We start from the raw sequence: 20,420 nt of genomic DNA, 5'->3' as shown, positions 1-20,420 counted from the left end.
ATGGCATTCACAACCGATCACCTGGCAGAGCTGAATCTGCTTTCCATGTTTAACCTGTCTTCGATCAATGAAGGCATCAAGGTACACAGCCATTCCGCGTCGGCCGAGGCCATCGCAGCCGCAGAACGTCTGTACGCCAAAGGATTGATTACCCAAAAAGACGGGGGCTATCTCACGAGCCTTGGCAGCGAAACCGCAGAACACGCTCAACGGCTGCTGTCAGTTCTGAGCAGCACCAACAATACCGTCACCTGAACGGCGAATACGTGGGCCGATGTCAGGCCCATAGTGCGAAGCCAATCACATTTGCGCCACAGAAACAGCGCGGTCGCACACTTCAGGTGCGGCGATGTAATTAGTTGATATCGAACCATTTTTTATCTTCGGCTTTGAATCAAGTGGTTCGCCAGACACCCCCCGATGTCAGAACAGCCAAAGTGCCGCCTGCCCTGCCAACATAAAATCGCCACACACTGAATAACCACCGTGGTTCCTATTCGCCGGTTACCTTACAGGCGTGCGCCAAAGTGGAAAAAGACAACAATTGGAGTGTTCCATGGCATTAACCCCCCGATTTTCTCTTCATACACTGACGCTTGCTATTGCAGCCAGTGGCTATTCGGCACTTTCTATGGCCAGCATGGGCAATCTGGGCACCGCTTACGGTGTCATGCCTGTCGACGTGGCCACAGCGCAGTCGCTGTCGATGTTCAACAGCCAGGTATCGTCTACTTATTACAATCCGTCCTACCTGACTGCCGACGAACGGGGTGAGTTAACCTCGGGAATACTGCACGCAGAGCAAGAACTTCGTTCCAGCCGTTCAGATGCCAATGGGGACATCGTATCCAATGCGCCCAGCCAACATGTGCTAATCGGTATGAAAACCAACCTTGGCTCACTGACCCGGTTTGACCACCCTATTTACCTGGGCTTCATTGCCGGTGTGGAAAAATACGGCAAGGAGATGCTGGCGTTTTCCTCCCAAACCTCTGAGACCGGGCAGTACCTGCAGTACGGCAAGGAACCACTGTTTCTCAACATCGGCGGGGCGACGCCGCTTTGGCGGGGCATTTCGGCAGGCGTATCTGCGCGGATTACCCTGGAAGCGGCGGCGAGCCTGGATGCGGTTTCAACACTTGGTGGTGAAACCAGCCGTGAAAGACTTTCCGTCAATGCCGAACCTTCGCTCAAGTCCATCCTCGGTACCACCGTAAACTGGGGGGAAACCTTGTGCCCGGATGAGTCTTGTCTGTTCAGTGGCTGGGAATCCGCGCTGACCTATCGGACCAAATCTGCATCTTCAACCTCGGTGAATTCCAACGTCATCGTCACCCAGACCATTCCGGATCCGGGGCTGAGCCTGAATGTGGCCACCATTGACTCGTTTCAGCCTGAAACCTTCTCGTTCGGAACCCAATATGTCGGAGATGGCTGGCGCGTAGGTGGCAGTGTCGAACAGCAGAACTGGTCCGAACTGGAAGACGAATTTGCCAGCGAATCAGTTCGCGACCAGGAAAGCATCAGTCCGGCAGACCGGATTCGGTTCAAGGACATCATGATTCCAAGAATTGGCGGTGAATATCAGCTTGGCGAACATTTTGCGGTGCGCGGCGGCGTTGCCTACGAGGAGTCGCCACTGGAAACTACTCGCAACCCCGAGCTGAATTATCTGGACACCGACAAGATCGTTGTGGGCCTTGGCCTGAGCGCCACCTACACCAAAACCCGTTTACTGGCCTATCCGGTCCGCATGGACATTGGCTACCAGTACCAGCAACTGCAGGAGCGGGATTTCACCATCGTCGATTTCGACGGCAATGAACAACAGGCAACGGCTGACGGTGAGATTCACGTCATCAGCGGTTCGATTACTCTGAAGTTCTGAGGAGATGTTGGCCATGAAGTACAACAAGACCCTGGCACTTATTCCTGCAATTCTATTGGCCGCCTGCGGTGGTGAAGAGCAGACCATCAACGAACCCACGGGGCCTGGCTCGGTTGTTTACAGCTACCCTGCTGACGGGCAGATTGGCGTCAGCCAGCAATCTGATACGGTACTGCGTTTCAGCCATACCATCACCGACAGCGTGAATGACCTGCAAAGCAAGATTAGCGTCACCACCGGCGGCACCCCGGTGTCCTTTACCGTGGAGAAAGTCGACGGCGGACAGAGTCTGAAGCTGATGTTTGATGAGCCACTGGCAGCGGCTACCAACTTTGATGTCACCTTCAACGAGCCATTGAACGCAGAAGGAGGTCGTAACGTCGACGTTCCCAATGCGTCCGGCGACCCGGGCGTTCAGTTTCAGACGCGCGGTTCACTCTCTGGTATTGCATCGCTGACAAACACTTCAGAAACCTTTGAAATCGCCTCGCAGGTGCCGTCTGCCAGCGGCGATTTTAAAGCGATGAACTTCTCCACCTTCCGTGTGACCATGACCCAGCCGATTCATCCCGACTGGGAATCCCTCGGTGGCTCCGTGCAGTTGCTTGACCAGGACGATCAACCGGTACCTGCAACGGTGCTGGTAAAGGGTAACCGCATCGCCCTGGACCCCTGCGTTACCGCAGAACCAACCATGTGCGGCAGCAAGGATGACATTCTGAACAGTGGCGCCGAATACACCTTGCAGATCCAGAATTTGCCCAGCCTGACAGACCCGTCCGGCAGTCGATTCAGTTCTGACTGGACCTTCACCCCGCGTGACACTGGCCCGACGGTGACACTGAAGCAAACCGCGATCGATTCCGGGCTGGCTTCCGGCGCCAGTGAGTCCGAGTCGATGAAGTCCATCCTGAATGGTCAGGTGATCAATGGTGTCACGCTCAATTCAGTTCTCCAGGGCAATGCGGGTCCGTCCCAGCAAACCGGCGATCTGTTTGCGGAGCTGGCGTTCGCACCTGCGTTCAAGGCTGACGAAGCGCTGCCCCTGCGGATTCCAAAGGGAAGCGTCCTGCGCAGCACCAGCCTGGACGTGCTGGTTGGCGGCGAGGTGCCTGTGCTGGATGCCGCCACCGGTAATCTGCAAACCACGGGCGACATCAAAGTGACAATGATGTCCGATGCCTCGGGCTACATGAGCCCCAACCCATACACCGATGATCTGAGCGCGCCTCGCCATATTACGCTGTTCATGGACGTTTCCATGAACACTGACAACGCTCAACCGAATGCGGCTCTGTCGCAAACCCTGATGGGCGTCGAACTGCGCGGTATCGCGATTGTTGAGAACGGCGTATTAACCATCGATGCCATTGGCACCGTGGAGCCGGGCCTGCTGGGCCAGGAATACACCGATTCCACCATCGCTTTCCATCTGGAGGCGGCGACAGACGTCGATTCCGCACTGGATGCCGAAAACGAGCGTGAGATGGACGCCACAGCACCTTCACTGCTTAGCTGGATGCCCGGCCCGGTGGATGCTATCCCAGCCACCCGCCAGTCCATGCAGCGCCCTGGCGACCCGGTGATTCTGTTCTTCGACGAGCCGCTGGCGCCGGATTCTCTTGACGGCAACATCACGCTGACCGAAAACGGCACGACGGTCAGCAATCTGGATATGAAACTGGATGGCACCACCATCACCCTGAACCCGGAAGGCGGCCTGAAGCACGGCGTAGACTATCAGGTGCTGGTGAACGGTGTGACAGACCTGGCCGGCAACCCGACCGCTCTGGCACCCCTGGAGTTTGCGCTAGACCCTATCGACGGCAGTTCCATTGTCAAACGGCCTCCGCTGGCACTGACAACCTACCCCGGCTACCCCTGTGAGACCAACCACTCGGTGCTGGACCTTGAAAACGGGGTTCTGGGGCAGTGCTACGATGTTCGCGGCGACGCCTACACCGGCGGTCGTGACGCCACGGTAGACACCATGCCGGTTTCTACCATGCCGGCAGATCGCCCCATCACGGTGGTGTTTTCGAAGAGTATCGACCCGGATTCGGTGATTGAGGGCACCACCTTCATCGTCGAGAAGGTGACGCAGAACGGCGTTGGCAGTGGCGCGATCACCTCAAGCGAACCGGTCTCTGGACGTCTTGAGCTTGGCCCCCAAAGGCTGCGTTTCTTCCCGGACGAGGCCTGGCAGCCAGGCGATCACTATCGCTATACCCTGGCATCTTCCGAGGCAGCTGGTGCCTGTAGCGCTGGTACCTACAGCGCCATCTGTGACACCGATGGCCTGGCACTGAAGACAGACCTGCTGGAAGGCCTGAACGATTCAGATCCGGGCGCCGATCCGCTTACCATCTACTTCACCGGCACCGAGGCCGTGGATACGGTATTCACGCCCCTGCGGAACCTGCCCATCCGGGACACCAATTCCAACTTCCTGGTGGACTGCAATGCCGGCACCAACGACAGTGGCAATCGCACGTTCGAGAACGTTGAGAACTGCCTGGAGCCCTTCGAGCATGGAGGCAGTGATGCCGAAGGCTGGGCATCCTCCGCCAACTCGACCAAGCTGGCAGTCACTGGAAAACAGGCCTCTGCTAGTGGCCTGGTGTCGCCAACAGCACCTGCCCAGGTTGGCTGTGTTGCTGGCGAAGGCGTGACTTGCCCTCGCGCCAAGTTCATCTACCAGAGCTATGCGCTGAATACCGAAGTCAAAGGTCCTGGCATCTATGACCCGGATCCCAACGTGGATGGTGATGAAATCGAAGGCATTCTGGTGGATCTCTACCCCACCATGCTCAGCACCACTTCTATCAGTGTGTTCACCAAAATCTACGTGCTTGGCTTTATCCCTTTGCAGGAAGAAACGGTGACCAATACCCAGGTGCTGCGGATGCGTTACGCCAAGGATGATCCCGCCTGCACAGGCAGCAACTGCGCTCGCAACTCGCTGGTGCCCGGCGTTATCGCTGAAGGTGAAAACGGCCAGCCTGTGTTTATCACCAAAGCAGATTTGCTGATTGACGCGCCGGATATGGCCATCCCGCTGGGTGGCACCCACGACCTCTATGGTCGACCATTCACGCTAGATCTGAAGGGCGATATTACCTTCTTCGACGATGGCCGGATGCAAATTGAACAGCGCAATTCCAACCGGGTCGGAGCCAGCGACGAGCTACTTGTCACGGCTAACACGGGCGGTTTCCAGAACGCCGGTGTCGTCACACTGAGGCTGCCGCTGGAAATTCCCGTGAATGGCACCTATCTCAACTTCATATCCAACCCGGTCAAGGATCTGCCGGCCCAGCAGTAACGTCTTTTTTTCAGGCTTGACAGGCCAGTCCACCGGGCTGGCCTTTTTTATGCCTGCAAGAAGCGCCCGCGCTTTTCCCAAGCTCCGGGATTCCTGCTAACCTGACCTTTCTTTGACCACAGTAGCCCGGGAGACAGATCCATGGACAACGGCACACACTACCGCACCTGCCATCTGTGCGAAGCCATGTGCGGCGTTGCAATTGAGGTGCAGGACGGACAGGTTCAGTCTATAAAAGGTGATCCGGACGATCCCCTGAGCCAGGGTTACATCTGCCCCAAAGCCGTCGCGCTGCAGGATCTGCACGAAGACCCGGATCGGTTGCGCAAGCCGGTTCGACGCACCGCGGACGGCTGGGAAGAAATGGAGTGGGACGAAGCGTTTGATCTGGTGGCAGATCGCCTGCACCGGGTTCGCAAAGAGCATGGCCGCAACAGTATCGGCGCCTACTTCGGCAATCCCAATGTCCATAACCACGGCGCCCTGATGACTGGCCTGCCCTTTTTGCAGGCGCTGGGCACCAAGAACCGGTTCTCGGCCACCTCAAACGATCAATTGCCCCACATGCTGGCCTGCCTGGAAATGTTTGGGCATCAGGTGCTGTTCCCAATCCCCGATATTGATCGCACGGAGCTTTTCATCTGCATTGGAGCGAACCCCATGGCATCCAATGGCAGCCTGATGACCGTGCCGGATTTCCGTGGCCGCATCAAAAAACTGAAGTCACGCGGTGGCCGGATGATTGTCATCGATCCAAGGCGCACAGAAACGGCAAAGCTGGCCGACGACTTCCATTTTGTACGTCCCGGCACCGATGCGTTGCTGATGATGGCCATGGTTCACACGCTTTTCGAAGAACAACTGGTCGATCTGGGTCATGCGGAAAAATGGACCAGAGACGTCGATCTGATCCGCCTGGCAAGCCTGGGCTTCAGGCCGGAAGCGGTCAGTGGCCATACCGGGTTGTCAGCAGACACCATTCGGGATCTGGCTCGCCAGCTGGCCAACACGCGTAAAGCCGCGCTCTACACTCGCATGGGCACCAGTACCCAGGCGTTCGGCGGCATCGCCACCTGGCTGGCCTATGTTTTGAACATCCTGACCGGGAAACTCGATAGTACCGGCGGCGTTATGTTTACCCAGCCGGCGATCGACATGGTGGCCCTTGGCGCGCTTGCTGGTCAGAAAGGGCATTTCGGGCGTCGATACAGCAGGGTCAAAAAGCTCCCTGAATTTGGTGGTGAGTTCCCCTCCAGCACCATGGCGGATGAGATACTGACGCCGGGCGAAGGCCAGATTCGCGCCTTCGTGACCGTGGCCGGTAACCCGGTGCTTTCCAGCCCCAATGGCGGTCGGCTGGATGAAGCCTTCAGCTCTCTGGATTTCATGGTATCGGTGGACTATTTCCTCAACGAAACCACCCGTCACGCGGATGTGATCCTGCCGCCTACCGCCGGCCTGGAGCGCAGCCACTACGACCTGATTTTCAGCATGTTTGCGGTACGAAATACTGCGAAATACAGCCCTGCCCTATTCGAAGCTGGCGAAGATAGCCGTCACGACTGGCAAATACTATTGGAACTGGCTCACCGCCTGGAAAAGCACCGGGCGGGTGGCCGACTGAGCTTGCGCTCCGAAGCAGGCTGGCGGGCTTTCAAACAGATCGGCCCGGATCCGATCCTTGATCTGATGCTACGATCCGGCCCTTACGGAACCGATATCGGGCCTGCTCGTGGGCTGGTTCAGCCTGCCATTGATCTGGTTCTGGATATTCTTCCCGAACGTCATCCGGTGCGTGGGCTTGCCAGACTTAGCCCACTGAACCGCCACTGGCAGGATTTACCTAAGGGGCTGTCGATACGGTCGCTGACCCAACTACCCAATGGGGTCGATCTTGGGCCGCTGCGCCCCTGCATGCCCGAACGCCTGTTCACGCCGGACCACAAGGTTAATCTGGCGCCAAGGCGCTATCTGGCCGATCTGGACAGGCTGCATGAGTTTCTTAACCAGGCGGTCAGCGACGACCTGTTGCTGATAGGTCGCCGCCACGTCCGCAGCAATAATTCCTGGATGCACAACAGCCAACGGCTGGTGAAGGGAAAAGATCGCTGTACCGTGATGATCAGCCCAAAAGACGCGGCCAGGTCTGGCCTGCAGGCCGGCGATTCCGCTGAGATCAGCACCGATACGGGCAAAATCGTGCTGCCGGTCGAGATTACAGAGGACATCATGCCTGGCGTGGTCTCGGTACCTCATGGATGGGGCCATGACCGTGAAGGTATTGCCCAATCCGTTGCCTCAGCCCACGCCGGGGCCAGTATTAATGACGTCATCAGCGACGATCAGGTTGATCCGTTGGTGGGCACTTCCGTACTCAATGGTCAGACCGTCAACATCAAAGTCTGGCGCGCCGACCGGCAACGCAAGCGGGCCTGATCGACTTTCGGAGATAACTATGCCCCAGTGGCTGCAGTGGACATTGATTTCGAGCGGGATGATCGCCATCGCTTTGCTGATTACCTTCATCGCCAGGCAGATGCGCACCCTCAGAGAAGGGCGCAAGCGTCAGCAAAAAACGGAGGCCTTTCAGCGAGACCGTCACCAGAATATGGTGGATAGCCTGCAGGTGTTGGCCATGGCCGTTGAGGCAGACCAGATGGAATACTCCGAAGCCTGCCTGCGAATCAAAGGGTTACTCGACCACGTAAAACCCGAGTTGCTGGATCAGTCGCCGTTCCGGGTGTTCCAGGAAGTTCATGATCTGATCCAGCACATGCCAACTCACCAGGCCCGGCAGGACACCAATACACGGTTTGTCGAAAAGATGGACCAGGAACGTCTGGCTGTTGAGGAAGAGCACGCCGATCGGATTCGCGAGGCCGCTGTCGCACTGCGCCAGCATCCGTTCTAATTTCCCTGGCCTTGCCCGCTGAATAAGCAGCGGTTTTGTTTTTTTTTGTAACTACCTACCGATAAAACGGCTGTTTTAAATCTTTTAAATCAAACCTTTCTGGCTGCCGACACATTGTTACCAGGATCCAGCCGAAAAATGCCACGGCTATTTTCTTTCCTTTTCCGCACCATTGGCTAAATTAAATGAAGTCGTTGTCACTTTTCGCCAAACGACTCGTATTGTTTTCTCCTAGCATTGGATTGAATCTGCAACAAGCGGGTGAGCTTGCCGGCCTCAGGGCCGGCTTTTTTTATGACGGGCTCATCATACCCGCCATGGCCATCACCACGTCTTTATTCTCTACGAGCTGATCAAACTGATCTTCCACCTTTGCTCGATCCAGCCCCAACGACTCGTATAGCTCAGAAGGCACTTCCTGGCCCGCACCCAGTGCGACTCCGCGCTCGATCAGCAACTGACGCCCCAGCCAGAGCAGCTTTGCATAGACGGCATAGGGCCCGTCGTATCCAGGATTTTTCTGATACCTGATGGACAGGTTCACTTCATCCGGCATGCCCCAGTTCTGCATCAGCTGAGCCGCAATCTGCTCACGGCTGACCCCCAGAAGGTAATGCTCGATGACCGACGAATCCATGTGCGGGTTGACCTCCAAAGTACGACACACCAGCTTGAAATGAGGCGGGAACACCTGTGCCAGAACCAGATAGCCAAAGTTGTGAAGCAACCCCGCCAGATACGACAAACCGAATATGGGGCGTTCACCCCTCGGCATCATGCTGGACAGAATTCCACAGGACTGCGCTTGCCAGATCGCCTGCTGCCAGTAGTCCACATAGCCTTCCGGGTGATCCTGTGGCGTTTTAAGCGCCCGGCCAAGTGACAGGCCCATGGCCAGGTTCATTACCAGATCAAAACCAAGAACACGGGACACCGCATCATGCACCGACCGAACCTGCCCGGCTGCTGCGTAAAAAGACGACGATGCCCAACTGACTACCTGTGCTGCCAAACTTGGGTCACTCTCCACGACGTCTACGAGGTCGCCCATCACCGCGTTGGGATTGACCCGCAGGTGAATGATTCGCTGAGCTGTTTCCGGCAGTGGTGGCAACTCCAGGGTATCCTCCAGCCGTTGTTGAATTCGCAGGCTGGTAAACTTTCGAATGGCAGAGTGAAGCTGGGCCTTATCTTCCTCAGGGTGGTCCAGGTTGACCTGAATGCTGCCAGACGCCACCGAGAACGAGTGGCGGTCGGCGCTCTCGATAAGAGACTGGAAGTCTTCGCAAGGCATCACGATGCAGGGGTTGTCTGCACCCAGCGACAAAGTCACAGAAGACAGAGCATCCACCCGATCGTCAACGACCGTAGGCCAGCCTGTGAGGGAGGGCAATGGTGGCATTTCCGTCAGGCCAGCACGCTGGCGTGCCTGGGCCTGGTCCCTGCGGGTCATCATTCGAAGATCCCGACCAAGCTTCTTGTTCAGGGCGTTGATATCCAGAAGATCCGTGTGGCGGCAAATCGCCTGCAAACTCCCCTGATCGTCCCTGAGAAGTACCATACGCAACAGCTGTTCTTCCACGGCCTGGCTAACATCCCGGAGCGACACTCCGGAGACGGAATCACCCAGCGCCTGCCTGACTGCGACAGGTAGTTCCATAGATCTCTCCCTTGTTCCGTTTATTCTGTCGTTTTATTCGTTATTGTTTATTTTCATTATAGGGCAGAACGTCAGACTCAGCGCTAAACGTCGCCGTAGCGAACTCGCTCGCCCAGCCAACGTCTTATCAGTCCATTCACGCGCTCAGGCTGACTCAACAACTCGGGGGCCATATCCCTTACCGGTTCGATCCACCCTTTATCGCGCTCAAAGTCCGCCAGCCGGAATTGCATCATACCAGTCTGACGCGTGCCCAGAACCTCGCCTGGCCCCCGGATTTCAAGATCTTTTTCAGCAATCACAAAGCCATCCTGACTGTCTCTCAGGGCTTGAAGCCGTGCTTTGCCGTTCTGGGACAGCGGCGGGTGGTACATCAGCACGCAGAAACTGGCTTCCTCGCCCCGACCGACCCGGCCTCTGAGCTGGTGCAATTGAGCGAGCCCCAGCCTCTCCGGATTTTCAATAATGATCAGTGACGCATTGGGCACATCAACCCCGACCTCAATCACGGTAGTCGCTACCAACAGATCCAGCTCACCTTCCTTGAACTGTTCCATCACCTGGGCTTTTTCCGACGCTTTGAGACGCCCATGGACCAACCCCACCTTCAGGTCTGGCAAGCGTTTGGCCAATTCTTCTGCCGTGGCTTCCGCCGCCTGACACTGAAGGGCCTCGGATTCTTCAATCAGCGTACACACCCAGTAAGCCTGGCGCCCTTCCCGGCAAGCGTTGCGCACCCGATCAGTCACATCCTCCCGGCGACTGTCCGGGATGGCGATGGTTTCTATGGGTTTGCGACCCGGTGGCAATTCGTCGATCACCGAGGTATCCAGATCCGCATAGGCGCTCATGGCCAACGTCCTGGGAATGGGCGTGGCGGTCATGATCAACTGGTGAGGCGCCAGGGTTCCGCCAACCCCCTTCTCTCTCAGCGCCAGGCGTTGATGCACCCCAAACCGGTGTTGCTCGTCGACGATCACCAGAGCCAGGCGGTTGAACACAACGTCATCCTGGAATAGAGCATGGGTACCAATGACCACGCCGGCTTCTCCGGTGCTCACCGCCTGAAGAACACCTTTTCGGGCGGTTCCCTTTACCTTGCCGGATAACCATGCCAGCTGAATACCGAGAGGCTCCAGCCAGCCCCTGAAATTTTGATAATGTTGTTCCGCCAGGATTTCCGTTGGCGCCATCAGGGCGACCTGGGCCCCGGCGCCAATGGCCTGCAGAGCTGCCAACGCTGCCACAACGGTTTTGCCAGAGCCCACATCACCCTGAACCAGGCGCAGCATGGGTACAGTCTGGCTCAGATCCTGACGAATTTCGCTCATTACCTGCTTCTGGGCGCCAGTCAGTCTGAATGGCAACTCTTCAAGAAACCGTGCCGGCAAATCGCCATTGGGTAACAGCGGTAGCGCATCACGAGCCTGAATCTGTTGTCTGACCTGCAACAGGCTAAGCTGATGCGCAAGCAGCTCTTCCATCACCAGGCGTTGCTGAGCCGGATGTCTTCCCTCCATCAACAGATGGACCGGCGCACTGGCAGGCGGTGAGTGCACCAATTCCACAGCCTGTGTAATACCGGGCAACTGATATTGCTCCATCAATTCCGGCGGCAACCAGTCATGGATGGGATAACGCTTGAGATAAGTCAGCGCCTGCTGGCACAGCGAGCGGACCCGCGGCTGCTGAATGCCTTCGGTAAGGGGATAGACCGGCGTCAGGGTGGCCTCGGCCGCTGAGGGCATCGGTGGCGGGTTGACCTGATATTCCGGGTGATAGAATTCAAAACCTGCCCGGCCCGGACGAACTTCACCAAAACACCGCACACGTGTGCCTTCCGACAGCTGGTTTTTCTGGGCGGCGTTGAAGTGGAAGAAACGCATGACCAGAAAGCCGCTGCTGTCCTTTAAAGTCACCTGCAGGCTACGCCGGCGCCCCATCACCAGATCCGCCTTCATCACCTCACCTTCCACCACGCCCACGTCGCCAATACGCAGCTGCCCCATCGGGATCAGGCGGGTTCGGTCCTCGTATCGGTGTGGAAGGTGGAACAGCAGATCCTGCAGAGAATGGATTCCCAGCTTCGCCAGGGTCTGGGCAAGAGCCTTGCCCACCCCTTTTAGAACGGTGACGTCAATGTCGCCCAGTGAGGTCATGAACTGCTCAGGACGCAGTAGCGGCTGGTTTTTCCAACTTCGCCTTATCCATCACCCGACATTGGCTGGCTGCCAGAGACAGCACGTCAATTGCCTTGGGTCGCGGAAAGGTGACTCGCCAGGCCAGCGCCACCGTGCGGTAGGGCACAGGCGCCACGAACGGTCGAACAGCCAGAATGTCTTCGTCGTACTGCATGGCGGTGGCCGCAGACATCGGCAAAACCGTAATACCCAGCCCGGAAGCCACCATGTGGCGAATGGTTTCCAGCGAACTGCCTTCGGTAACCAGCGACGGCCCCTTCTCCGTGGCCGAGCTGCGACTGACGGCTTCCACCAGTGGCGGACAGGATTCCAGAACCTGGTCGCGGAAACAGTGGCCAGGGCCTAACAACAGCAACTGTTCTTTCGCCAGCTGTTCTGCTGTCAGGCTTTCGTGCCTGGCCAGGGGGTGACCACCGGGCAGCAGAACCACAAAAGGCTCGTCATACAGCGGAAGCGTAACCACTTCAGGCTCTTCAAATGGCAACGCGATGATGATGGCATCCAGCTCTGACTGGCGAAGCTTCTGGCGCAGAGTGGCGGTGTAATTCTCTTCGATGTACAACGGCATGTCCGGCGCGCCCCGGCGCAGTTCCGGCAGCAAGTGGGGGAAAAGGTATGGCCCGATGGTATAAATAGCACCCACTTTCAACGGTGCATTGAGCTGATTTTTACCGTCCTGGGCCATGTCTCGGATCAGCCCCACCTGATCCAACACACGCTGGGATTGCTCAATGATGCGCTTACCGGTTTCCGTAACACGAATGCTGTTTTTACTGCGTTCGAACAGCGGTATACCCAGTTCATCTTCGAGTTTTTTCACCGCCACGCTGAGGGTAGGCTGACTGACATGACAACGCTCGGCAGCGCGGCCAAAATGTCTTTCTCGAGCAAGGGTAACAACGTATCGTAACTCGGTAAGAGTCATGGGAGGCTCCGGTAATTTATTATCCAAAGCATAAGGATTGAGTTTGCCTATGGCAATCACCGAAGACGAAACCGCTCCGCGCATTCTGATCGCCGGGTGCGGCAAACTCGGAGGCACCATCGCCTCGCACCTCGCAAAAGAACACACTATTTACGGCCTTCGGCGCAATCCGGATCGAGTGCCAACGGGCGTTCATCCAGTGGCCGCCGATCTGCTGAATCCAGATCAGCTAAGGGCGGTCCTGCCAAAAGAACTGGATTTGGTTATCTACTGTCTAACGCCGGTTCAATATGACGAGTCTGGTTATCGGGATGCCTTTGTCACCGGACTTGAGAACCTGATCAACGCCATCGGCGACCAGCCGGTTAAGCGCCTTATCTTTATCAGCAGTAGCAGCGTGTATTCCCAGGACGACGATTCCTGGGTGGACGAATCCAGCCCAACCGAACCCGCCAGGGCCAGCGGCCAACAGATCCTGCAAGGCGAACAAACGGCACTGAACAGCGGATTCCCGGCGACGGTTGTTCGTTTCAGTGGTATTTACGGTCCGTCACGCAAACGCTTCCTGCAGGCGGTGATGGAAGGTGAGATGGACCCAGCCTCGCCCGCACCTTTCAGCAACCGTATTCATGAGGCGGACGCCGCCGCGGCAGTCTGTCATCTTGCAGAACATGCACTCAATGGCCAGGCGCTGGAGCCTTGCTACCTGGCCAGCGACAGCGAACCCGCCCGGCTGGATGAGGTGGTTGAGTGGGTACGCTCACAACTGCCCTGCAAAGCTCCAGCGGCCGGTGCGCGTAAAGGCGGCCGAGCTGGCAGCAAGCGCTGCAGTAACCAGAAACTTCTGCAAAGCGGGTTTGAATTCCGCTATCCGAACTATCGGGCCGGCTACGGCGAAATGATCGATGAACAAATGAAACAACAATAAAAAAGGCGGCCCCAGGGCCGCCTTTTTTGCTCGGACGACGTCCGAATCAGCTCAGAACCATAACCGCTTCCATTTCAATGGGAACGCCTTTGGGCAACGCGGCAACCCCCACAGCGGCGCGGGCCGGGTACGGTTCCTGAAAGTAGGTCGCCATGATCTCGTTGACGGTGGCAAAGTTGCTCAGGTCCGTCATGTAGATGTTGAGCTTGACGATGTCCTTCAGCTCGCCGCCGCTGGCTTCGCACACGGCTTTCAGGTTCTCGAACACCTGGCGGGTTTTCGCCGCAAAATCACCGGCCACCACTTCCATGGTCTGCGGCACCAGTGGAATCTGGCCAGAAAGATACACGGTATCACCAGCTTTGACGGCCTGAGAATAGGTGCCAATAGCCTGCGGCGCGTTTTCAGTCTGAATGACAGATTTGTTGGTCATGTTTTTCCCTCGTTCAAAACGGCAATCCTCACCTCCAGAGGCGCGGACTGTCAACTGCCCCGGTTGCGTACCCGATTAATATGGGTCACCGCTTTGATATTGCGCACGCGGCGCATGACTCGGGCCAGGTGGCGACGCCCCTGAACATGGACCACCAGGCTGACAACGCCCAATCGCGCGTTCTGCTCTTCCACGTTGATTCGCTCAATGTTGCCATCGGCCATGGCCACCGCGTTGGCCAGTTCGGCAATCACCCCTCGCTGGCGTTCCAACTCTACCCGTAGTTCAACGGAGAATTCGCCGTCGATATCCTTGGCCCATTTCAACTGGGTCAGATTGGCGCGGGATTCGCTGTCGTCAGGCAAACGTGGACAGGTATCGGAATGAATCACCAGACCTTTACCAGAATCCATTACTCCCACGACCGGATCGCCCGGGATCGGCTTGCAACACTTGGCGAATTTGACCAGTAAGCCTTCGGTGCCGCGAATGGTCATGGAGCCATGTTCCTGCCCCGACAATTCGGTTTGCTTGGTGACCCCCTTTCCACTCTCACTCTGATCGCTGACCAGTTGCCTGGCCACCAGATAAGCCATTCGATTCCCAAGGCCGATGTCGCTGATCAGATCTTCGAAACTTTCAACCTGGTTGTGTCGCACGACATGTTGGATCTGCGCTTCATTAACATCCGAGAGTTTGGTACCGAAACCTTTCAAAGAACGTTTCAACAAGGTTCTACCCAGCTCAAGGGACTCCGCACGGCGCTGATTCTTGAGCACATGACGGATACTGCTGCGGGCCTTGCCGGTCGTTACGAAGCTCAGCCACGCAGGATTCGGGCGGGCACCCGGTGCCGTAATAATTTCCACCGTCTGACCGCTTTGCAATGTCTGGCTCAACGAGCCCAGATTGCGATTGATCCTGCAGGCCACGCAGGCATTGCCAATGTCGGTGTGAATCGCATAGGCGAAGTCCACCGGCGTCGCGCCTCGCGGCAATTCCATGATCCGGCCTTTGGGCGTGAACACATAGATCTCATCCGGGAACAGATCCACTTTGACGTGTTCGATGAATTCCAGGGAATCGTCCGCCCGCTCCCGCATTTCCATCAGGCCTTTCACCCATTGATCGACCCGGTTCTGGTTCACCGCGCTGACGTCGGACGGCTCATTCTTGTACATCCAATGGGCCGCGATGCCGTTGTTGGCAATCTGCTCCATTTCTTCGGTGCGGATCTGGATTTCAATATTCACGTGCATGCCGAACAGGGTGGTATGCAATGACTGATACCCATTGGCCTTGGGCATGGCGATGTAATCTTTGAAGCGGCCGGGGAGTGGTTTATAGAGGCTGTGCACGGCACCCAGAATGCGATAACAGTCGTCTTCGGTGTCCGTAATGATTCGAAACGCATACACATCCATGATTTCATGGAAGGACTTATGCTTGAACTTCATCTTGTTGTAGATGCTGTTCAAATGCTTTTCCCGGCCCTGAATCCTGCCAGGCAAGCCTCGCTCTTCCAGCTTTTCCTGCAGCTTACCGCGAATCTCATCAATGATTTCCCGGTGACTGCCCCGCAATTTCGCGACCGCTTTGGAAATGTATTTCGAGCGCATGGGGTAAAGTGACGAGAACCCCAGGTCTTCCAATTCTGTACAGATGGAATGCATGCCTAACCGGTTGGCTATGGGCGCGTATATGTCCAGGGTTTCGTTAGCGATGCGCTTGCGTTTTTCATAGGGCATGGGGCCCAGAGTGCGCATGTTGTGCAGCCTGTCCGCCAGTTTGACCAGAATCACCCGGATGTCGCGAGCCATGGCCAGAGTCATCTTCTGGAAGTTTTCAGCCTGGGCTTCGGCGCGGGTACGGAATTCTATCTGGGTGAGCTTGCTGACGCCGTCTACCAATTCGGCGACATCTTCACCAAATTGCTCGGCCAAGGCGTCTTTCGGGATACCGGTATCTTCGATAACGTCGTGAAGCATGGCCGCCATCAGGCTTTGATGGTCCAGCTTCAGGCTGGCAAGAATGTGGGCCACAGCCAGAGGGTGGGTAATGTAACGGTCGCCGCTTTTGCGCATCTGCCCTTCGTGGGCTTGTTCGGCATAATAGTAGGCTCGTCGCACCTGATTGATGCGATTGGTATCAAGATAGGTGCTTAACTCACTTGCCAGCACCTCTACTGTCGCCTCTGCCGACACCGCGCCTCCGTATACAAGCCATTCTACAGGGACAAAAAAACCCGAATGCGGGCATTCGGGTTCCATTTACGCCATTTCGCGCTGCTCCGTGCTATTCCTTCATGCTTATACCTATACACTATAAAAGCGGAATGCCGGATTTCAATGCTTATCGGCGTTTAATGCCGAAGAAATACCGTGTCGACTATTCGTCGTCTTCCTCGGCAAGCAGTTCACGACCGATCTTGCCTTCAGCAATTTCCCGAAGCGCGATTACGGTAGGCTTGTCGTTCTCTTCCATCACCAGTGGCTCAAACCCCTTGGTGGAAATCTGACGGGCCCGCTTGGTGGCCAGCATGACCAGTTGAAAGCGGTTATCAACGTTTTCCAGACAATCTTCAACGGTAACTCGTGCCATAACTTTCCCGACCTTTAAACAATGGCTGATTCAGCAGACCGCGTAGTGTAATCCGCAAGCAAGACTTTGTACACAGCCTTCGGTGCCCAAGCGCCCCAATCAGGAAGACAATCGGACCAGCAGATCTGCGTATCGCTGCTGTTGCGCTGTCATACGCAGGCGCTGGCTGCGAACGATCGACAGCAAGTCCTCCAGAGCAGTGTCAAACTGGTCATTCACCACCAAGAAGTCGAATTCGGCAGCGTGACTGCACTCTTGTGCCGCTTCCCTAAGGCGACGCTCCACAACGTCCTGTTCGTCTGTCCCCCGACCGGTCAAGCGTTCGCGCAGCGCTTCGGGGGATGGGGGAACAATAAAAATTCCCACACATTCTGGCATTATACGGCGAACCTGCTCGGCGCCCTGCCAGTCAATTTCCAGAATCACATCCTCGCCCTTTGTAAGGCGCTCTTTCACCCAGACCTGGGAGGTGCCGTAGTAGTTGCCAAAGACATCAGCATGTTCCAGAAAGTCACCACGACCTATCATCGCCTCGAATTCTTCACGGCTGACAAAATGATAGTTCACCCCGTCTTGTTCACCGGCTCGCCTGGGTCTGGTGGTATGGGAAACCGACACGCCCAGCTTGGAGTCCTGCTGAAGCATTTCTGCCACCAGGCTTGTTTTTCCAGCACCGGAAGGCGCAGAAATCACATACAACGTGCCCTGTTCTTTTGGTTGAGTCATTACAGTGGTTGTCCTAAAACGTTATTCAATATTCTGAACCTGCTCACGCATCTGTTCGATCAGCACTTTGAGATCCACCGCAGCACGGGTTGTTCGGGCATCGATGCTCTTACTGCTCAAGGTATTGGCTTCGCGATTAAGCTCCTGCATCAGGAAATCCAGCTTGCGTCCGATAGCCTCACCACTGCCCAGAACATCACCCACTTCCTGAATGTGCGCATCCAGGCGATCCAGTTCTTCGGCCACATCAGACTTCTGGGCCAACATCACCATCTCCTGCGATAGCCGCTCCGGATCCAGTTCTACTTTAGCCTGTTCAAACCTTTGCCGCAGGTGCTCTTCCTGTGACTGCAACAGCGTTGGCATCAATTGCCGCACGTCGGCAACCAGCTTACCCATGCCCTGAAGGCGCTCCTCGAAGAGAGGCAGCAAGCGCTCACCCTCACGCTCGCGAACCGACACCAGTTCCTCGACGGTTTCTCTGAACAGTTCTTCGGCAATCTGTTTTACCGCACTGTAGTCCTGCTCTCTGGAGGCCAGCACGCCGGGCCAACGCAGAATATCCAGAGCGCTGAGATGGGCCGGGTTATCGAGCATCCGGTTGATGTGATTGGCCGCCTCATTTATGGCATGGGCCATGGACTCATCAATGTCGAGCCGCTGCCCGGAATCAGACGATTGCAGACGCAGACTTATTTCTGCCTTGCCCCTCTTGACCTGATTTCGGAAGGTTTCCCGAAAACGGTTCTCCAGATCGCGGAGCGCATCCGGCAGGCGAAAGGACGGTTCCAGATAACGATGGTTCACCGTGCGAATCTCACAGGTGAGTGTGCCCCAGTCGCCCTGAGCATCCCGACGGGCAAAGGCCGTCATACTTCGAATCATAAAGGCTCCGCATGATTGGCGTGATATTGATTCAGTCTAGCAGGGCTGATATTACAACGGCGACCCTTAGTGAAACAGCATCGAACCCTCGTCTCGAGCAGCATGTTATACTCTCCGGCCTTTCATTTATTCAATCGACCGGCCCCATGGCTGGACACTCACTTGAGAATTACCAGGAACGACTATGAGACCGAGCGGAAGAACGCCGGAACAACCCCGCGATATCCGAATCACACGCAACTACACCCGCCACGCCGAAGGCTCTGTGCTGGTGGAATTTGGCGATACGAAGTTAATCTGTACTGCATCCGTTGAAAACAAGGTGCCTCCGTTTCTGCGCGGCGAAGGTAAAGGCTGGATTACCGCCGAATACGGCATGCTTCCCCGTTCAACAGGCAGCCGCATGGGCCGCGAAGCCGCCCGTGGCAAGCAAGGTGGCCGCACTGTAGAAATTCAGCGCTTGATCGGCCGTTCGCTACGCGCCGCGGTAGATCTTAGCGCGTTGGGCGAACATTCCATCACCATCGACTGCGACGTTATCCAGGCCGACGGCGGCACCCGCACAGCAGCAATCACCGGCGGCTGCGTGGCTCTGGTTGACGCTCTGAATCATCTGGTCAAGGAAGGTCGCCTGAAGAAGTCACCGCTGAAGCAAATGATTGCGGCGTTCTCGGTCGGTGTTTACAAAGGCACACCGGTACTGGACCTGGACTACCCGGAAGACTCCGAAGCCGAAACCGATATGAACGTGATCATGACCGATAAGGGTGGATTCATCGAGATTCAGGGAACGGCGGAAGGTGCTCCGTTCGAGCAGGAAGAGCTGGACGGGATGCTTAAACTGGCCAAGCTTGGCATTAACCAGCTGTTTGAAGCCCAAAAAGCAGCGTTAGCGCAGTAAAAGATATTGCCAAAGCTGGGCGGTTCCGGAAAGAGAGGCTTTTCCGGACCGTCTTCGGCCATGGATGGCCGAAGCCGAGCGCACAGGGATGTGCTTGTAGCGTGTCCGGAACAGCCTCTCTTTCTGGAAGCGCTGCGCCTGACCTTGAAGACTTTCGCCTTAGACGCCGATCTCTATGTCGTAATCCATGATCACCGGCGCATGATCAGAGAACCGGGTTGAATCATCAATCCAGCCATCCAGAACCGTCTTTCGAATACCCGGCGTCAACAGCTGATAATCCACCCGAATTCCCGCCTTCTTGCGAGAACCTTCGGCCTGCTCCGGCCACCAGGTGAATTGATTGCTCTGCTTGTTCATATCGCGGAACGCATCAACGCAGCCCATTTCATCGAAAAGGCGGTCCAACCACGCTCTTTCGTGGGGCAGAAATCCAGAGAAGTCCACTTTGTGGTACAGCGGGCTGGCGTCCGTGACGTGATGAGCGGTTTGCAGGTTGGCGCTGAAAATGAACTGTCGGCGCTTGCGAAGGGTTTTCTGCATGTGGAGGCCAAAAGACTCCATAAAATCGTCTTTATGGTCCAGCACGGTCAGATCATCACTACCAATCAGTTCTTCTTCGCGCCCCAGCGCGCAGGGTGCAAGCACAGAAGCCACGGACACCTTGTCAAAATCCGCCTGGATGAAACGGCCTTCGCGGTCTGCCTGTTCGTTGGCAAACCCATACATGATGGCCTTGGGAAAATGGCGGGTGTAGATGCCGACGCCGCCATCTTCATTGCGCTCGCCATCAATAAAATAGGCTTCATAACCTTCCGGAATCAGATTGTTATCCTCAACTTCATAGGCGCGCATGCGGTGATCCTGAACGCAGACCACGTCAGCATCCTGGCGGGCCAACCACTCGAAGAAGCCCTTCTCAACGGCCTGCGCCAGCCCATTAACGCTGATTGTCACTACGCGCATACGTGTTCCCTGATCCGGTTTGTGTGTATCATACTGTTTTTGCGTTTCAATTAAAGTTCCAGACTCGCCA

General features: G+C 56.4%; 16 protein-coding genes. 7 read left to right on the top strand and 9 right to left on the bottom strand.

Going from position 1 to position 20,420, the window contains the following annotated elements; all coding sequences use genetic code 11:
- The 5 genes from QLQ17_RS15075 to QLQ17_RS15055 all read left to right on the top strand — a co-directional run bounded on the left by QLQ17_RS15075 (nt 1) and on the right by QLQ17_RS15055 (nt 8,124).
- Complete coding sequence (locus QLQ17_RS15075) at nt 1–255, top strand: TIGR02647 family protein (RefSeq protein ID WP_283210435.1); 255 nt, start codon at nt 1–3, stop codon at nt 253–255.
- Between the two features lie 301 nt (nt 256–556).
- A complete protein-coding gene (aupA, locus tag QLQ17_RS15070; RefSeq protein WP_283210434.1) occupies nt 557–1,888 on the top strand; it encodes an alkane uptake protein AupA in 1,332 nt (443 codons plus the stop codon).
- A gap of 13 nt (nt 1,889–1,901) precedes the next feature.
- Nucleotides 1,902–5,213, top strand: coding sequence for an Ig-like domain-containing domain (locus QLQ17_RS15065; protein ID WP_283210433.1), 3,312 nt, complete (start codon nt 1,902–1,904; stop codon nt 5,211–5,213).
- 141 nt (nt 5,214–5,354) lie between these two features.
- A complete protein-coding gene (locus QLQ17_RS15060) occupies nt 5,355–7,649 on the top strand; it encodes a molybdopterin-dependent oxidoreductase (RefSeq protein ID WP_283210432.1) in 2,295 nt (764 codons plus the stop codon).
- 19 nt (nt 7,650–7,668) lie between these two features.
- Nucleotides 7,669–8,124, top strand: coding sequence for a DUF2489 domain-containing protein (locus tag QLQ17_RS15055; protein WP_283210431.1), 456 nt, complete (start codon nt 7,669–7,671; stop codon nt 8,122–8,124).
- A 292-nt stretch (nt 8,125–8,416) separates the two neighbouring features.
- Here the strand turns inward: QLQ17_RS15055 and QLQ17_RS15050 are convergent, their stop codons facing one another.
- From QLQ17_RS15050 to QLQ17_RS15040, 3 genes are all read right to left on the bottom strand, one after another.
- Nucleotides 8,417–9,784: an HDOD domain-containing protein gene (locus tag QLQ17_RS15050; RefSeq protein WP_283210430.1), complete on the bottom strand. Its 1,368-nt coding sequence runs from the start codon at nt 9,782–9,784 to the stop codon at nt 8,417–8,419.
- 83 nt (nt 9,785–9,867) lie between these two features.
- Complete coding sequence (recG, locus tag QLQ17_RS15045) at nt 9,868–11,943, bottom strand: ATP-dependent DNA helicase RecG (RefSeq protein ID WP_283210429.1); 2,076 nt, start codon at nt 11,941–11,943, stop codon at nt 9,868–9,870.
- 7 nt (nt 11,944–11,950) lie between these two features.
- Nucleotides 11,951–12,910 (bottom strand): hydrogen peroxide-inducible genes activator, encoded by a 960-nt coding sequence (locus QLQ17_RS15040; protein ID WP_283210428.1) that lies wholly within the window; start codon nt 12,908–12,910, stop codon nt 11,951–11,953.
- 49 nt (nt 12,911–12,959) lie between these two features.
- Between QLQ17_RS15040 and QLQ17_RS15035 the strand changes: the two genes are divergently transcribed.
- Nucleotides 12,960–13,838, top strand: coding sequence for an NAD-dependent epimerase/dehydratase family protein (locus QLQ17_RS15035; protein ID WP_283210427.1), 879 nt, complete (start codon nt 12,960–12,962; stop codon nt 13,836–13,838).
- A gap of 46 nt (nt 13,839–13,884) precedes the next feature.
- Here the strand turns inward: QLQ17_RS15035 and ridA are convergent, their stop codons facing one another.
- The 5 genes from ridA to QLQ17_RS15010 all read right to left on the bottom strand — a co-directional run bounded on the left by ridA (nt 13,885) and on the right by QLQ17_RS15010 (nt 18,483).
- Nucleotides 13,885–14,271, bottom strand: coding sequence for a deaminase RidA (gene ridA / locus QLQ17_RS15030; RefSeq protein ID WP_283210426.1), 387 nt, complete (start codon nt 14,269–14,271; stop codon nt 13,885–13,887).
- 50 nt (nt 14,272–14,321) lie between these two features.
- Nucleotides 14,322–16,475, bottom strand: a complete 2,154-nt coding sequence (locus QLQ17_RS15025) for a RelA/SpoT family protein (RefSeq protein WP_283210425.1) — start codon at nt 16,473–16,475, stop codon at nt 14,322–14,324.
- A 184-nt stretch (nt 16,476–16,659) separates the two neighbouring features.
- Nucleotides 16,660–16,872 carry a DNA-directed RNA polymerase subunit omega gene (rpoZ, locus tag QLQ17_RS15020; RefSeq protein WP_283210424.1) on the bottom strand — a complete coding sequence of 71 codons (213 nt, stop codon included), beginning with the start codon at nt 16,870–16,872 and terminating at the stop codon, nt 16,660–16,662.
- Nucleotides 16,873–16,971: 99 nt separating this feature from the next.
- Nucleotides 16,972–17,598 carry a guanylate kinase gene (gene gmk / locus QLQ17_RS15015; RefSeq protein WP_283210423.1) on the bottom strand — a complete coding sequence of 209 codons (627 nt, stop codon included), beginning with the start codon at nt 17,596–17,598 and terminating at the stop codon, nt 16,972–16,974.
- Between the two features lie 21 nt (nt 17,599–17,619).
- Nucleotides 17,620–18,483: a YicC/YloC family endoribonuclease gene (locus QLQ17_RS15010; protein WP_283210422.1), complete on the bottom strand. Its 864-nt coding sequence runs from the start codon at nt 18,481–18,483 to the stop codon at nt 17,620–17,622.
- 184 nt (nt 18,484–18,667) lie between these two features.
- Here QLQ17_RS15010 and rph point away from each other — a divergent pair, with 184 nt between their 5' ends.
- Nucleotides 18,668–19,384 carry a ribonuclease PH gene (rph, locus tag QLQ17_RS15005; protein WP_283210421.1) on the top strand — a complete coding sequence of 239 codons (717 nt, stop codon included), beginning with the start codon at nt 18,668–18,670 and terminating at the stop codon, nt 19,382–19,384.
- A 159-nt stretch (nt 19,385–19,543) separates the two neighbouring features.
- On the opposite strand, the gene QLQ17_RS15000 is transcribed toward rph, so the two are convergent.
- Complete coding sequence (locus QLQ17_RS15000; protein ID WP_283210420.1) at nt 19,544–20,350, bottom strand: exodeoxyribonuclease III; 807 nt, start codon at nt 20,348–20,350, stop codon at nt 19,544–19,546.
- Nucleotides 20,351–20,420: the final 70 nt, after the last annotated feature.

Source organism: Marinobacter sp. CHS3-4 (assembly GCF_030053415.1).
GTDB lineage: Bacteria > Pseudomonadota > Gammaproteobacteria > Pseudomonadales > Oleiphilaceae > Marinobacter.
The sequence above is the reverse complement of the archived record's forward strand: the minus strand, read 5'-3'. Positions and strand labels throughout refer to the sequence as shown.

Bases quoted from the DNA above. Each gene is read 5' to 3' on its own strand.
- QLQ17_RS15050 (WP_283210430.1), bottom strand. From the start codon at position 9,784: ATGGAACTACCTGTCGCAGTCAGGCAGGCGCTGGGTGATTCCGTCTCC.
- rph (WP_283210421.1), top strand. From the start codon at position 18,668: ATGAGACCGAGCGGAAGAACGCCGGAACAACCCCGCGATATCCGAATC.
- QLQ17_RS15035 (WP_283210427.1), top strand. From the start codon at position 12,960: ATGGCAATCACCGAAGACGAAACCGCTCCGCGCATTCTGATCGCCGGG.
- recG (WP_283210429.1), bottom strand. From the start codon at position 11,943: ATGACCTCACTGGGCGACATTGACGTCACCGTTCTAAAAGGGGTGGGC.
- aupA (WP_283210434.1), top strand. From the start codon at position 557: ATGGCATTAACCCCCCGATTTTCTCTTCATACACTGACGCTTGCTATT.
- gmk (WP_283210423.1), bottom strand. From the start codon at position 17,598: ATGACTCAACCAAAAGAACAGGGCACGTTGTATGTGATTTCTGCGCCT.
- QLQ17_RS15075 (WP_283210435.1), top strand. From the start codon at position 1: ATGGCATTCACAACCGATCACCTGGCAGAGCTGAATCTGCTTTCCATG.
- QLQ17_RS15040 (WP_283210428.1), bottom strand. From the start codon at position 12,910: ATGACTCTTACCGAGTTACGATACGTTGTTACCCTTGCTCGAGAAAGA.
- QLQ17_RS15065 (WP_283210433.1), top strand. From the start codon at position 1,902: ATGAAGTACAACAAGACCCTGGCACTTATTCCTGCAATTCTATTGGCC.
- QLQ17_RS15055 (WP_283210431.1), top strand. From the start codon at position 7,669: ATGCCCCAGTGGCTGCAGTGGACATTGATTTCGAGCGGGATGATCGCC.
- QLQ17_RS15000 (WP_283210420.1), bottom strand. From the start codon at position 20,350: ATGCGCGTAGTGACAATCAGCGTTAATGGGCTGGCGCAGGCCGTTGAG.
- ridA (WP_283210426.1), bottom strand. From the start codon at position 14,271: ATGACCAACAAATCTGTCATTCAGACTGAAAACGCGCCGCAGGCTATT.
- QLQ17_RS15010 (WP_283210422.1), bottom strand. From the start codon at position 18,483: ATGATTCGAAGTATGACGGCCTTTGCCCGTCGGGATGCTCAGGGCGAC.
- rpoZ (WP_283210424.1), bottom strand. From the start codon at position 16,872: ATGGCACGAGTTACCGTTGAAGATTGTCTGGAAAACGTTGATAACCGC.
- QLQ17_RS15060 (WP_283210432.1), top strand. From the start codon at position 5,355: ATGGACAACGGCACACACTACCGCACCTGCCATCTGTGCGAAGCCATG.